9 protein-coding genes are annotated in these 13,545 nt (G+C 67.7%); 4 read left to right on the top strand and 5 right to left on the bottom strand.

What is annotated here, in order from left to right; genetic code table 11:
* The first annotated feature begins 148 nt into the window (after positions 1–148).
* The 3 genes from tkt to HV798_RS17175 all read left to right on the top strand — a co-directional run bounded on the left by tkt (position 149) and on the right by HV798_RS17175 (position 4,500).
* Positions 149–2,185: a transketolase gene (tkt, locus tag HV798_RS17185; RefSeq protein WP_175194120.1), complete on the top strand. Its 2,037-nt coding sequence runs from the start codon at positions 149–151 to the stop codon at positions 2,183–2,185.
* A 15-nt stretch (positions 2,186–2,200) separates the two neighbouring features.
* Positions 2,201–3,211, top strand: coding sequence for a type I glyceraldehyde-3-phosphate dehydrogenase (gene gap / locus HV798_RS17180; RefSeq protein WP_025137344.1), 1,011 nt, complete (start codon positions 2,201–2,203; stop codon positions 3,209–3,211).
* Between the two features lie 95 nt (positions 3,212–3,306).
* The gene (locus tag HV798_RS17175) at positions 3,307–4,500 is read left to right on the top strand and encodes a phosphoglycerate kinase (protein WP_175194123.1); all 1,194 of its coding nucleotides are present in this window, start codon (positions 3,307–3,309) and stop codon (positions 4,498–4,500) included.
* A gap of 487 nt (positions 4,501–4,987) precedes the next feature.
* Here HV798_RS17175 and HV798_RS17170 read toward each other — a convergent pair whose 3' ends face one another.
* Positions 4,988–5,977, bottom strand: a complete 990-nt coding sequence (locus tag HV798_RS17170) for a Bug family tripartite tricarboxylate transporter substrate binding protein (RefSeq protein WP_175194125.1) — start codon at positions 5,975–5,977, stop codon at positions 4,988–4,990.
* A 288-nt stretch (positions 5,978–6,265) separates the two neighbouring features.
* On the opposite strand from HV798_RS17170, the gene HV798_RS17165 reads away from it, so the two are divergent.
* Positions 6,266–7,957 carry a SulP family inorganic anion transporter gene (locus HV798_RS17165; RefSeq protein ID WP_175194127.1) on the top strand — a complete coding sequence of 564 codons (1,692 nt, stop codon included), beginning with the start codon at positions 6,266–6,268 and terminating at the stop codon, positions 7,955–7,957.
* 60 nt (positions 7,958–8,017) lie between these two features.
* On the opposite strand, the gene fabI is transcribed toward HV798_RS17165, so the two are convergent.
* From fabI to HV798_RS17145, 4 genes are read right to left on the bottom strand one after another with little or no spacing between them, the layout of a single operon-like run.
* Positions 8,018–8,791 (bottom strand): enoyl-ACP reductase FabI, encoded by a 774-nt coding sequence (gene fabI, locus HV798_RS17160; protein WP_175194129.1) that lies wholly within the window; start codon positions 8,789–8,791, stop codon positions 8,018–8,020.
* The gene (locus tag HV798_RS17155; RefSeq protein ID WP_175194131.1) at positions 8,788–9,972 is read right to left on the bottom strand and encodes an acetate/propionate family kinase; all 1,185 of its coding nucleotides are present in this window, start codon (positions 9,970–9,972) and stop codon (positions 8,788–8,790) included. The genes fabI and HV798_RS17155 overlap by 4 nt, the downstream gene beginning before the upstream one ends.
* 55 nt (positions 9,973–10,027) lie before the next feature.
* A complete protein-coding gene (locus HV798_RS17150; protein ID WP_025137350.1) occupies positions 10,028–10,972 on the bottom strand; it encodes a phosphate acetyltransferase in 945 nt (314 codons plus the stop codon).
* A complete protein-coding gene (locus HV798_RS17145) occupies positions 10,969–13,425 on the bottom strand; it encodes a DUF3141 domain-containing protein (RefSeq protein ID WP_175194135.1) in 2,457 nt (818 codons plus the stop codon). The genes HV798_RS17150 and HV798_RS17145 overlap by 4 nt, the downstream gene beginning before the upstream one ends.
* Positions 13,426–13,545: the final 120 nt, after the last annotated feature.

Genomic DNA, 13,545 nt, shown 5'->3' with positions numbered 1-13,545 from the left:
GCATTTCCCCGAGAATGCGCCCATTTGGCTCGTGCCGGCGCCCGATGGCAGGGGGGGAGGCCCCGGATGCTAAAATCTTTTGCTTCGCAACCTACTCAACTGGCCCCCATTTCCTGCGTGGGCGCGCCAGCTTCAAAGAGCCTTCCGAATGAGCAATCCGACCGCCCCTAAACTTGCCTTGGCGGATGCCATCCGCGCCCTCGCGATGGATGCCGTGCAACAAGCGAACTCCGGGCACCCGGGTGCTCCCATGGGCATGGCGGAAATCGCCCAGGCCCTCTGGATCGGCAACCTGCGCCACAACCCCAAGGATCCCGCCTGGGCCAACCGCGACCGCTTCGTGCTGTCCAACGGCCACGGCTCGATGCTGATCTACGCCCTGCTGCACCTGACGGGCTACGATCTGCCGATCGAAGAACTCAAGAATTTCCGCCAGCTGCATTCCAAGACGCCGGGCCACCCCGAAGTGGGCATCACCCCGGGCGTGGAAACCACCACCGGCCCGCTGGGCCAGGGCCTGGGCAATGCCGTGGGCATGGCGCTGGCCGAAGCGCTGCTGGCCGCTGAATTCAACAAGCCCGGCCACACCATCGTCGACCACCACACCTACGCCTTCACGGGCGACGGCTGCCTGATGGAAGGCATCTCGCATGAAGTGTGCTCGCTGGCCGGCACGCTCAAGTTGTCCAAGCTGGTCGTGCTGTACGACGACAACGGCATTTCCATCGACGGCCACGTCGAACACTGGTTCGCCGACGACACGGCCAAGCGCTTCGAAGGCTACGGCTGGAACGTCATCCGCGGCATCGACGGCCACGACGCCGCCGCCGTGGACGCCGCCATCAAGGCAGCCCGCGCGCAATCGGAAAAGCCCACGCTGATCGTCTGCCGCACCGTCATCGGCAAGGGTTCGCCCAACATGGCCGGCACCCACAACGTGCACGGCGCCCCGCTGGGCAAGGACGAAATCGCCGCCACCCGCGCCGCGCTGGGCTGGTCGGCCGAACCCTTCCAGATTCCGCAAGACGTCTACGACGGCTGGGACGGCCGCAAGACGGGCGCCGCCGCGCAGGCCGAATGGCAGTCGGCGTTCGACGCCTACGCCGCCGCGTTCCCGGTCGAGGCTGCCGAGTTCACCCGCCGCATGAAGGGCGAAATGCCCGCCGGCTACGCCGAGCAGTTCCAGGCATTCCTGAACAGCACGCTGGAAAAGGCCGAAACCGTCGCCACCCGCAAGGCTTCGCAGTTCGCCATCACGGCGCTGGCCGCCGCGCTGCCGGAAATGCTGGGCGGCTCGGCCGACCTGACCGGCTCGAACTTCACCGACTGGAAGGGCGTGGCCGCCGTTCGCGCCGGCGACAAGGGCATCCAGTTCGGCCGCCACATCAACTACGGCGTGCGCGAATTCGGCATGGCCGCCATCATGAACGGCGTGGCCCTGCATGGCGGCTACCTGCCGTTCGGCGGCACGTTCCTGACGTTCTCGGACTACTCGCGCAACGCCATCCGCATGGCTGCGCTGATGAAGCAGCGCGTGGTGCACGTGTTCACGCACGATTCGATCGGCCTGGGCGAAGATGGCCCTACCCACCAATCGATCGAGCACGCGGCCAGCCTGCGCCTGATCCCCAACCTGTCGCTCTGGCGTCCTTGCGACACGGCCGAAACCGCCGTGGCCTGGAACGCCGCCGTGACGCGCCCGACCAGCATCGGCATGGACGTGCATGACGGCGGCCCGACGGCCCTGTTGCTGTCGCGCCAGAACCTGCCGTTCGTGCCGCGCGATGCCGCCACCGTGGACGCCATCGCCCGCGGCGGCTATGTGCTGCGCGATGCCGAAGGCGCCCGCGCCGTCATCATCGCCACCGGTTCTGAAGTGGCCATCGCGCTGGACGCGCAGGCCCAGCTGGCCAAGGACGGCATCGCGGTGCGTGTGGTTTCCATGCCCAGCACCGACGTGTTCGACCGCCAGGACGCCGCCTGGAAGCAATCGGTGCTGCCCAAGGGCCTGCCGCGCGTGGCTGTCGAAGCCGGCGTGACCGCCTTCTGGCACAAGTACGTAGGCCTGGAAGGCGCGGTGGTCGGCATTGACCGCTACGGCGAGTCCGCCCCGGCCGGCGCGCTGTTCAAGTTCTTCGGGCTGACCGCCGACAAGGTGGCCGAGACCGTCCGCCAAGTTTTGTAAAAAAGGAGCTTAGTCATGACTATTCGCGTCGCCATCAACGGTTACGGTCGCATCGGCCGCAACATCCTGCGTGCCCACTACGAAGGTGGCAAGAAGCACGATATCGAAATCGTCGCCATCAACGACCTGGGCGATCCCAAGACGAACGCCCACCTGACCCGCTACGACACCGCCCACGGCAAGTTCCCGGGCACGGTCGAAGTCGACGGCGAATTCATGGTCGTCAACGGCGACAAGATCCGCGTGCTGGCCAACCGCAACCCGGCCGAGCTGCCCTGGGGCGAGCTGAAGGTCGACGTGGTGCTGGAGTGCACGGGCTTTTTCACCACCAAGGAAAAGGCCGGCGCCCACATCAAGGGCGGTGCCAAGAAAGTCATCATTTCGGCTCCGGGCGGCAAGGACGTTGACGCCACCGTCGTGTACGGCGTGAACCACGGCGTGCTCAAGGCCACCGACACCGTCATCTCGAACGCGTCGTGCACCACCAACTGCCTGGCCCCGCTGGTCAAGCCGCTGAACGACAAGCTGGGCCTGGAAAACGGCCTGATGACGACCGTCCACGCCTACACCAACGACCAGGTCCTGACCGACGTCTACCACGAAGACCTGCGCCGCGCGCGTTCGGCCACGATGAGCATGATCCCCACCAAGACCGGCGCTGCCGCCGCCGTGGGCCTGGTGCTGCCGGAACTGAACGGCAAGCTGGACGGCTACGCCATCCGCGTCCCGACCATCAACGTGTCGCTGGTCGACCTGTCGTTCGTGGCCAGCCGCGACACGACCGCCGAAGAAGTGAACAAGATCCTGAAGGACGCTTCGGAAGGCGCGCTCAAGGGCATCCTGGACTACAACACCGAACCCCTGGTCTCGGTGGACTACAACCACAACCCGGCCTCCAGCACCGTTGACGCGTCGCTGACCAAGGTCTCGGGCCGCCTGGTGAAGGTGTCGTCCTGGTACGACAACGAATGGGGCTTCTCGAACCGCATGCTCGACACCACCGTCGCGCTGATGTCGGCCAAGTAAGCATCGCTGTCAGGCCGAAGGGGACGAACGGGTTTTCCGCCCAAGCGGAAAGCGGGTTCGTCCCCTTTGTTCGCCAACTGTAGGAAGCAAAGCATATGTCCAAGGTCAATACCCTGTCCGCGCTGGCCAAGGCCGGCGCCCTGTCCGGCAAGCGCGTGTTCATCCGCGCCGATCTGAACGTGCCGTTCGATGATGCCGGCCGCATTTCCGAAGATACCCGCATCCGCGCCTCGGTGCCCGGCATCCGCCTGGCGCTGGACGCCGGCGCCGCGGTGATGGTGACGTCCCATCTGGGCCGCCCGAAAGAAGGCGTGCTGACCGAAGCCGATTCGTTGGCGAAGGTGGGGCAGCGCCTGTCCGAACTGCTGGGCATGCCGGTGCCGCTGGTGCAAAACTGGGTGGACGGCGTGAAGGTCGAGCCGGGTCTGGTGGTGCTGCTGGAAAACTGCCGCGTGAACGTGGGCGAGAAGAAAGACGACGAGGCGCTGTCGCGCAAGATGGCGGCGCTGTGTGATGTGTACGTGAACGACGCGTTCGGCACGGCGCACCGGGCCGAGGCCACGACGCACGGCATCGCGCGTTTCGCGCCGGTGGCTTGCGCGGGCCCGCTGCTGGAAGCCGAGCTGGATGCGCTGGGCCGTGCGCTGCACGAGCCGAAGCGCCCGCTGGTGGCGATCGTGGGCGGTTCGAAGGTGTCGACGAAGCTGTCGATCCTGCAGTCGCTGGCGGACAAGGTGGACCAGCTGGTGGTGGGCGGCGGCATCGCGAATACGTTCATGCTGGCGGCCGGATTGTCGATCGGCAAGTCGCTGGCGGAACCGGACCAGGTGGATCAGGCGCGCGCGGTGATCGAGCTGATGAAGCAGCGCGGCGCGGATGTGCCGATTCCGGTGGACGTGGTGTGCGCGAAGTCGTTCGGGGCGGATGCCGAGGCGACGGTGAAGGCGGCCGACGCGGTGGCGGCAGACGACATGATCCTGGATATCGGACCGCAGACGGCCGAGCAGCTGGCCGCGATCCTGAAGCAAGCCGGCACGATCGTGTGGAACGGCCCGGTGGGCGTGTTCGAGTTCGATCAGTTCGCCAATGGCACGAAGGTGGTGGCGCAGGCGATTGCCGACTCGGACGGATTCTCGATTGCGGGTGGCGGCGATACGCTGGCTGCGATTGCGAAGTACGGGATTTCCGAGCAGGTGGGCTACATCTCGACCGGGGGCGGGGCTTTCCTGGAATTCCTGGAAGGCAAGACGTTGCCGGCGGTGGCCGTGCTGCAGGAGCGGGCCAAGTAAGCGTTTTGCTTGGTGTCTGCTTGATGAAAGCCGCTCCTTTTGGAGCGGTTTTTTTTGGTCGTTATGGTTGTTTTGTCTTGGCTTGTCGCACTGGTGCTTCGTAGGTCGCCCGGGGCGGCGGCTGGCAGGGCGTCGAGCGCCCACGATTGCGGTCCGGAGCCTTCGCTCCGGACTGCCCCGTCGTCATCTTCGTCCGAGCCTGCGGCTCCTCCTTCAGATTCCCTCGGGCGCATCGAGGTTGCTCGACGCCCTGCCAGCCGCCGCCCCGGGCTACGGGCGTCTTGGCTTGTGGCGTTGTTGGGTCAATGGCATGTGGAGAGGTTTGCGGGGCCCGCCAGGACCGGCCACGCGGGCGGCCGGTCCTGGCATACGTGCGGTGGGGCGTCGGGGCGATGTGCGCTGCGCGCTTGTGGAGGTGGGGGGCTGAACGATGTCGTGCGCTGCTTGGTGGCTCGCTACGCCGGGTGGCGATTCTTTGCTTGCGCCTTTACTCCATCTTTGCGCCTGACAGCTTCACGATCGCGCCGTAGCGGTCGATTTCCGTGCGCATGAATTCGCCGAAGGCGTCGGGGGGCTGGCCGGCGGGGACGAGGGCGCCCATGGCCTCCATGCGTTGACGCATATCGGGCGAGGCGGTGATGGCGTTGATGTCCTGGTTCAGGCGGTCGACGATGGCGGTGGGGGTGCCAGCGGGGGCGACGATGCCGTACCAGGCGGAGGCGTGCATGTCGGCGATGCCGGCTTCGGCGAAGGTGGGGACGTCGGGCAGGGCGGGCAGGCGTTGGCGGGAGGCGACGGCGAGGGCGCGCAGGGCGCCGGCCTGGACCTGGGCGAGGGAGCCGGTGTCGATCATCATGTCGACCTGGCCGGCCAGGAGGTCGGAGACGGCGGGACCGCTGCCTTTGTAGGGGATGTGGAGGATGTCGATGCCGGTGCGGGACTTGAACATGGCGCCGGCCAGGTGCTGGGACGAGCCGACGCCGCCGGAGCCGTAGTTGAGTTTGCCGGGGGCGGCGCGGGCGGCATCCAGCAGGTCGCGGACGGAGTGGTAGGGGGACTGTTTGGGGACTTCGAGGATGTTGGGGATTTCGGCGACGAAGGCGACGGGGGTGAAGTCCTTGATGGGGTCGAAGCCCAGCCGGCTGTAGAGGTGGGGATTGGCGGCGTTGGTGGAGCTGGTGGCGACGAGCAGGGTGTAGCCGTCGGGCTTTTCGCGCACGAAGGAGGCGGTGCCGATGTTGCCGCCGGCGCCGGCTTTGTTGTCGACGATGACGGTCTGGCCGAGGCGCTCGGTCAGGCGTTGGGCAAGCATGCGGCCCAGGGCGTCGGTGGCGCCGCCGGGGGGCCAGGGCACGACGAGCTTGATGGGGCGGTCGGGGTAGGACTGGGCCTGGGACAGGGCGGGGGCGGCGGCGCCGAGGGCGAGCGTGGCCAGGGCGAGCGCGCGCGCGGCGCGACGCAGGACTGCGTGGGGCATGGAGTCTCCTGTGCGCGGACGGCGGGTGGGCGGGCCGCGCTGTTGTTCCGGGGCCGGACGGGCGGCCCAGGGAGCGGCGGTGAGGCCGCGTTTGTTGTGAGCACGACTCTACGCAATCGGGAAGTTGATAAAAAGGGATAAATAGTTAAGGAAATCGATTCCTTTTGGGAATGAAGCGGCCGCGCGGGTTTGATCTGGCGACAGGTATTGGGGACGCGGCTGGTGTAGGCTTGTCGCTCGCCCGCGCGCCGCGGTTTTCTTTCGGTTTTCTGCCTGCCTTGCCGCTCCATGAATCTACGTTTTCTTCCTGGCCTGAATAATTTCCGCGGCATCACGCGGGAGTCCGCGGGCCGTGATGTGACGGCCGGCCTGAGCGTGGCGGCGGTGGCGTTGCCGGTGGGGCTGGCCTACGCAGCGATGATGGGGGTGCCGCCGGTGGCGGGGTTGTGGGCGGCGATCGCGGGGATGCTGGGCTACGCGTTGTTCGGCTCGTCGCGCACGCTGATCGTGGGGCCGGACACGGCAACCTGCACGCTGATCGCGGCGACGCTGACGGGTATGGCGCTGACGACGCCCGAGGACCGGCTGGTGGCGGCGACGGGCATTGCGTTGACGGTGGGCGTGGGCTGCCTGGTGGCGCGAGTGTTGCGGCTGGGGGTGTTGGCGAATCTGCTGTCGCGGCCGGTGCTGATCGGCTATATGGCGGGGGTGGCGGTGACGCTGGCGCTGTCGCAGCTGAGCGGGTTGACGGGGGTGGGGCTGCGCAACAGCGGGCTGGTGCATCCGTTCCTGGAGCTGTCGCGCCGGATGTCCGAGATCCGTATTCCGACCCTGTGCCTGGGCGTGGTGTCGTGCCTGTTGCTGGTGGCGGTCAAGCGCTGGCGGCCGACGTGGCCGGGGCCGATCCTGCTGGTGGTGGGCGCGTGCTTGCTGTCCTGGCTGTTCGATTTTCCCAGCCTGGGCATCGCGGTGGTGGGCGAGGTGCCGGCGGGCTTGCCGGCATTGAGCCTGCCGGTGCGGCTGGAAGGGGTGGACAACATTCTGCTGGGCGCGGCCGGGGTGCTGGTGGTGAGCTTTTCCAGCGGCATCGTGACGGCGCGCAGTTTCGCGGCGCGCACGGGCGAGCATGTGGACCCGAACCGCGAACTGGTGGGCTTTGGCGCGGCCAATGTGATGGCCGGGCTGTTTCAGGGCTTCGTGGTGACGGGCGCGGATTCGCGCACGGCGGTGGGGCTGGCAGCAGGCGGTTCGTCGCCGCTAGTGGGGGTGAGCGCGGCGGCGGCGCTGGCGGTGGTGGTGGGCTTGCTGAGCGCGCCGCTGTATTGGCTGCCGCAGGCGGTGCTGTCGGCGATTCTGCTGCTGGCGGCGGTCAGCCTGTTCGATGGGCAGGCCTTCCTGCGGCTGGCCCGCATTTCGCGCATCGAGCTGGCCTTTGGGATCCTGGCAGCAGTGGGGGTGGTGGGCTTTGGCGTGCTGCAGGGCGTGGCGGTGTCGGTGGGCGCCACGTTGCTGTACGCGATGTACGTGTCGGGCAATCCGCGCGACGCCTTGCTGGGCCGCCTGCCGGGCGAGTCGGTGCTGGGCAAGATGCATTTGAACCCCCAGGCGCAGCCGGTGCCGGGCACGGTGATCTGGCTGTTCGAGTCGTCGGTGTGGTTCTTCAATGCGGATGCGTTCCGGCGGCGTGCGCGTGAAGTCATCGAGCAGGCGGGGGACGCGACGTGGTTCGTGCTGGACGCCGAGGCGATGACGCAGGCGGATGCCGACGCGATCGAGGCTTTGTATGAATTGCGGCGCGAATTGCGCGACCGTGGCATGGTGCTGCTGGTGGCCGGCGGGCACGGCCAGTTCCGCATGGCGCTGGATCGCTCGGGCCTGGCGGATCGGATCGGGCGCGACAAGATTTTCGCCAGCCCCGAGCAGGCGGTCGAAGCCATCGAACGTTGGCGCCAGGGGCCGGCGCCGGCCACGCTGAGCTGACGAATGCGTGGCGCGTGGCCGGCTGCGACCTGCATACCGGCATAAGCATGCCGGCGCGCCTCAATCGATGATGTGATACCCGCCGTCGATATACAAGGTCTGCCCGGTCATCAAGCGGGCGGCATCGGTGGCGAGCCAGGCGGTGGCCTCGCCCACATCGTCGATGGACACCAAACTGCGCGCCGGGGCCTTGGCCTGGGCGCGGTCCAGCAAGGCGTCGAATTCATGGATGCCCGAGGCGGCGCGGGTCTTCAGCGGGCCGGGTGAAATGGCGTGCACGCGGATGCCCTGGGGGCCGAGTTCGGCGGCCAGGTAGCGCGTCGCCGATTCCAGCGCGGCCTTGACCGGACCCATCATGTTGTAGTGCTCCACCACCATCTGCGAGCCGTAGTAGCTCATGCAGAACAGTGCGCCGCCGCCCGGCATCAGGGGCTCGGCCAGCTTGGCCATGCGGATGAACGACCAGCACGAGACGTCCATGGCCTGCAGGAAGCCGGCGCGCGAGCAATCCGTGACGCGGCCATGCAGGTCGTCGCGCGGGGCGTAGGCAATGGAGTGCAGCACGAAGTCCAGCCCGCCCCATTGTTCGGTGATGCGGCTGAACACGGCTTCGAGCTGGCCATCCTGCAGCAGGTCCAGCGGCATCAACAGGGACGCATCCACTTGCCGCGCCAGCGGTTCGACGTGCGGCCGCGCCTTGTCGTTCAGGTAGGTCACCGCCAGTTCCGCGCCCAGGGCGCGAAAGGCCTTGGCGCAGCCCCAGGCGATGGAGTCGGCGTTGGCGATGCCGGTGACCAGGCCGCGCTTGCCGGCCAGGGGAAGCGGGGCGTTCATCGTTGTTTCACCAGGTCCAGGGTGTGCTGCGCGATGACGAGTTCTTCGTTGGTGCGCACGACGTAGACGCCGATGCGGCTGTCGTCGCTGGAGATGCGCGGGCCGTGATGGGCGTTGCGTTCGGGGTCGAGCTTGATGCCCAGCCAGCTCCAGTGTTCGCTGATGGCGCGGCGGATCTCGGCCGAGTTTTCGCCCACCCCGGCGGTGAAGACGATGCCGTCGATGCCATTCATGGCGCAGCCCAGGCCGATCATGCCTTCGGCCACGCGCCAGGCGAAGTACGACAGCGCCAGCTTGGCCGACGGCGCGTCGCTGGCCAGCAGTTCGCGCATGTCGTTGCTGATGCCGGACAGGCCCTTCATGCCGCAGTCGTGATACAGCATGTGCTCGATCTCGTCGTGCGTCATGCCTTGTTCCATCATCCACAGCACCACGCCGGCATCCAGGCGGCCGGGGCGCGTGCCCATGGGCAGGCCTTCCAGGGCGGTGAAACCCATGGTGCTGTCCACGCTCTTGCCCTGGTGCATGGCGCAGGCGGACACGCCCGAGCCCAGGTGCGCAGCGACGATCTTGCCCATGGCGATCTCGGGCAGCGCCTGGCGCAGGCGCTGGGCAATGTATTCGTACGACAGGCCATGAAAGCCATAGCGGCGCACGCCTTGCTGGTACAGCTTGTCGGGCAGGGCGTAGCGGTCGGCGACGTCCGAATGGCTGCGGTGGAAGGCGGTGTCAAAGCACGCCACCTGAGGAATCCAGGGGCGCCGCTCGCGGATCACGCGGATGGGGGCCAGGTTGTTGGGCTGGTGCAGCGGCGCCAGCGGCGTGTAGGCCTCGAGCCGCGCCAGGATGGCGTCGTCCACGATCACCGGCTCGGACAGGTCCGGGCCGCCGTGCACCACGCGGTGCCCCACGGCCAGCGGCGCGCCGCCCAGGTGGCCGCTGAGCCAGGTGCCGACCACTTCCTGGCCGTTGGGCACGTCGGGGGCGTGGCTGGGCGCGATGTCCCGTTCCACCAGCGTCTGGCCGGCGGCATCGCGCACCCGCAGGCGCGGGTGGCTGGTGCCGATGCCTTCGAGCTGGCCGCCCAGCCGCGGGGCCAGGGCCGCTTTGTCGTCGATGTCGTACAGGTAGAACTTGATGCTGGAACTGCCGGCGTTGATGACCAGGATGGTGTCGGACATGGGCAATGGCCTTTCGATGCAACGGACAAGGGGGCGGGGCCGAAGCCCCGGCGCGCTAGGCGAGCGGACGGGCCTGCTGTTCGGCCAGGTGGTGCGCGTAGATCGCGGCCACCGCGCAGGACGCCAGGCGCGAGCGCGGGCTGTCCGCGCGGCTGGTCAGGATGATGGGCACGCGCGCGCCCAGCACGATGCCGGCGGCCTCGGCGTTGGCCAGGAAGGTCAGGTTCTTGGCCAGCATGTTGCCGGCCTCCAGGTCGGGCACCACCAGCACCTGGGCCACGCCGGCCACCAGCGAGCGAATGCCCTTGATGCGGGCGGCATCGGGGCTGATGGCGTTGTCCAGCGCCAGCGGGCCGTCCAGCACGCCGCCGGCGATCTGGCCGCGGTCGGCCATCTTGCACAGCGCGGCGGCCTCGATGGTGCTGGGAATGCTGGGGGTGACCTGTTCCACCGCCGACAGGATCGCCACGCGCGGCTCGCCCAGGCCCAGGCCGTGGTGCAGGTCGATCACGTTGCGGATGATGTCGGCCTTGGTTTCCAGGTCGGGAAAGATGTTGATGGCGGCGTCCGTGATGAACAGCGGCTCGGCATAGGTGGGCACTTCCATGATGAACACATGGCTGATGCGCCGGCCGCTGCGCAGGCCCGTGGTGCGCGCCACGACTTCGTGCATCAGTTCGTCGGTGTGCAGGCTGCCCTTCATGAGCAGCGACGCTTCGCCGCTGCGCACCAGGGCCACGGCGGTTTCGGCCGCGGCGTGGCTGTGCGGCGCATCGACGATGCGGGCATCGCCCAGGTTCAGCTTGAACTGCGCGGCCGTGTCGCGGATCTTGCGTTCCGGGCCCACCAGGATGGGCCGCAACAGGCCCAGGTCGCGCGCTTCCAGCGCGGCCGACAGCGACGGCTCGTCGCAGGGGTGGGCGATGGCGCACAGCGCAGGGTCCAGCGTTTGCGCGCGCGCGATGAGCTTGTCGTAATGCGTGGAGGTGGGCAGACTCATTCGGATTCGACTTGGGCGGGTTGACGGGCGCTCGCGGTCTTCTTCACGGCGGATTTTTTCGGGGCAGCCTTGCGGGCAGCGGCTTTCTTGGGAGCGGCCTTCGCAGCGGGCTTGGTGGTGGCTTCCGCGGCCTTGGCGGCAGGCTTGGCCTTGGATTCAACCGCTTTGACGGCCTTGGCCGGTGCGCGCCGGGTCTTGGCGGGAAGGGCGGCGGCCGGGGCATCCTGCCGGGCGGCCGCAATGCGCTTGCGCGCGGCGGGCGCGGCAAGGCGTTGCGCGGCGCGTTCGGCCGTCAGAAAGATCTGCTCCATTTCCGCCAGGCTCTGGCGCGCGGCCGGGTTCAGCGGTTCGGCGGCTTCCAGCACGTGCTTCATCGTGTCCAGCGCCTCGCGGATCGCTTCGGGCGGCGCGTCTTCAAGCAGGCGCGGCATGGTCTGCAGCACCGCGGCGGAATCCAGCCGCATCATCATGGCCTGGTCGCGCACGATGTCCTTGAATTCCTGCAGCGTCATGGCGTTGCCCGCTTCGGCGCGCATCTTGCGGATCAGCGCGAAGCTGCGTTCGTCCAGCCCGCCTTCGGCGCCGGCCACGTACAGCAGCATGCGGATGGCGGCCACGCGCAGGCCGCCTTCCTGCAGCAGCGAACGCAGCTCGGTGGCGCGTTCTTCCATGAAGCGGCGGTGTTCCGGCGACACGCCGGGGTGGCGGCGCGGCAGGCCGTCCTTGCCGCCCAGGCCGGCCAGGTCCTGCACCAGCGGCGAACCGTAGACGCTCATGAAGGTGCGTTCGTCGGCCGAATCGCGTAGTTCCTGGAAGATGTTCAGGCTGGTCTCGATCAGGTTCGAGAACATCTCCTGGGCGATCAGGAACGGGTTGGTGGGCGAGACCGGCTGGCGATGTTCGCGCACCTGCTCGGCCACCTGCGCGATCGGCGCGATGAGCGGGTTGCGGTCGGACACCAGCTCGTAGGGCAGGCGCAGCGGATGCAGGCGCTGGCTCCATTCGGCCGATTGCGGCGTGACCGTGGCGCGCACCCAGGGCTGCACGAAGCTGCGGTACATGCCCAGGTTGATGTCCGAGATGCGGGCAACGGCCTTGAAGCGGCGGTCGTCGTCTTCCTTGCGGTCGACGATGGTGCGCACGTCGTCCATCTTGCGCTGCTCGAACGACAGCACGTAGTTGCCGTAGGCCAGGTCGGCGTTGGGCGTGTCCGGCGTCTTGTCGGTGATTTCGGCCTGGTAGATGCCCGGCGGCAGCACATCGATCATGTCGATGTTCGACGTGAATTCCTGGTGTTCCTTGCGCGCCACGCTGCCGGACACGAAGATGCCCAGGTGGCCGATGCTTTCATGCACGGCATAGACGATGGTCTGGTCGTGCGCCAGCACTTCGGCGTCGTCCTGGTACAGGTCGGGGATCCAGCCCAGCGCCTGCGGCGGCGGGGTGATGTTGTCGCCCTTGGAGCAGAACACCACGATGGGCGAACGGATGTTGCGCAGGTCGATGCGGATGCCGTCCGAGGTCACCAGGCCGGCGGTGGACAGCCGGTTGCCCACGAACAGGTTGTCGACGATGTACTGGATTTCCGGCCCGTTCAGGAAGACGTGGCCGCCCCACCATTTCTCGAAGCTCAGGTAGCGCCCGGCTTCGGTATCGACCTTGGAATACAGGTTGTACTGCTTGGACCACAGCGTGTTGGCGGGATTGAGGTTTTCGAAGTTCTGCACCAGCCAGGCGCCATCGAAGGTGCCGTTGCCCAGGTCGCTGGTCAAGGCGGTGAGCCAGCTGCCGCCGAGCAGGCCGCCCGCGTAGCGCATCGGGTTCATGCCGCGCCAGCCCGCCCAGTACGACAGCGGCGCGCCAGCGATGATGATGGGGCCGAACAGTTCGGGGCGTACCGCGGCCGTCATCATGATCTGCCAGCCGGCCTGGCAGTTGGCCACCACTACCGGCTTGCCTTCGGCGTCCGGGTGCAGCGCGATGATCTTTTCCAGGAAATGCGCCTCGGCCATCATCACGTCTTCGACGGTCTGGGTGGGCATGGGCCGCGGCAGGAAGGTGGCGAAATAGCAGGGATGGCCGGCTCGCACGGCCACGCCGATCTCGCTTTCGGGCTTGAAGCCGCCGATGCCGGGGCCGTGCCCGGCGCGCGGGTCCACCACCAGGAAGGGGCGCTTGATGGGGTCGACCACCACGCCTTCGGGCGGCTTGATGCGCAGCAGGCCGTAATTGACCGGCCGTTCCAGCTCGCGGCCGTCCAGCACCAGCTCGTATTCCATGCTGAGCACGTTGGGGGCCCGCTTGGCCATGTGCTCGTGGTATTGATTGCCGCGCTGGCGCATCACGTCGGCATAGAGCACGGCGCGCTGCCAGGCGTCCACAGCGTATTCATAGGCGGCCGTCCAGGGATTGAAGGACGGGGCGGGGACGCGATCGTTGCCGGATTCGGCCATGGCGATCTCCTGTAGGGATGCTGCCGGCGGCAAGGTTGCCGCCGGGCGGGTTCCCAGTGGAACCAGCTGACTTGACCCCCCCATTACACCCGAATGAATGTTGCGTCGCAACATGGGTGG

The sequence above is a fragment of the Achromobacter deleyi genome (assembly GCF_902859705.1).
In the GTDB taxonomy this organism is placed as follows: domain Bacteria; phylum Pseudomonadota; class Gammaproteobacteria; order Burkholderiales; family Burkholderiaceae_B; genus Achromobacter; species Achromobacter deleyi.
Note: the sequence above shows the minus strand (reverse complement) of the source record. Positions and strands in the feature narration are given on the sequence as shown.

Excerpts from the sequence above, each read along its gene's own strand:
- HV798_RS17145 (WP_175194135.1), bottom strand. The coding sequence starts at position 13,425 with ATGGCCGAATCCGGCAACGATCGCGTCCCCGCCCCGTCCTTCAATCCC.
- HV798_RS17150 (WP_025137350.1), bottom strand. The coding sequence starts at position 10,972 with ATGAGTCTGCCCACCTCCACGCATTACGACAAGCTCATCGCGCGCGCG.
- HV798_RS17155 (WP_175194131.1), bottom strand. The coding sequence starts at position 9,972 with ATGTCCGACACCATCCTGGTCATCAACGCCGGCAGTTCCAGCATCAAG.
- HV798_RS17165 (WP_175194127.1), top strand. The coding sequence starts at position 6,266 with ATGAATCTACGTTTTCTTCCTGGCCTGAATAATTTCCGCGGCATCACG.
- fabI (WP_175194129.1), bottom strand. The coding sequence starts at position 8,791 with ATGAACGCCCCGCTTCCCCTGGCCGGCAAGCGCGGCCTGGTCACCGGC.
- HV798_RS17170 (WP_175194125.1), bottom strand. The coding sequence starts at position 5,977 with ATGCCCCACGCAGTCCTGCGTCGCGCCGCGCGCGCGCTCGCCCTGGCC.
- gap (WP_025137344.1), top strand. The coding sequence starts at position 2,201 with ATGACTATTCGCGTCGCCATCAACGGTTACGGTCGCATCGGCCGCAAC.
- HV798_RS17175 (WP_175194123.1), top strand. The coding sequence starts at position 3,307 with ATGTCCAAGGTCAATACCCTGTCCGCGCTGGCCAAGGCCGGCGCCCTG.
- tkt (WP_175194120.1), top strand. The coding sequence starts at position 149 with ATGAGCAATCCGACCGCCCCTAAACTTGCCTTGGCGGATGCCATCCGC.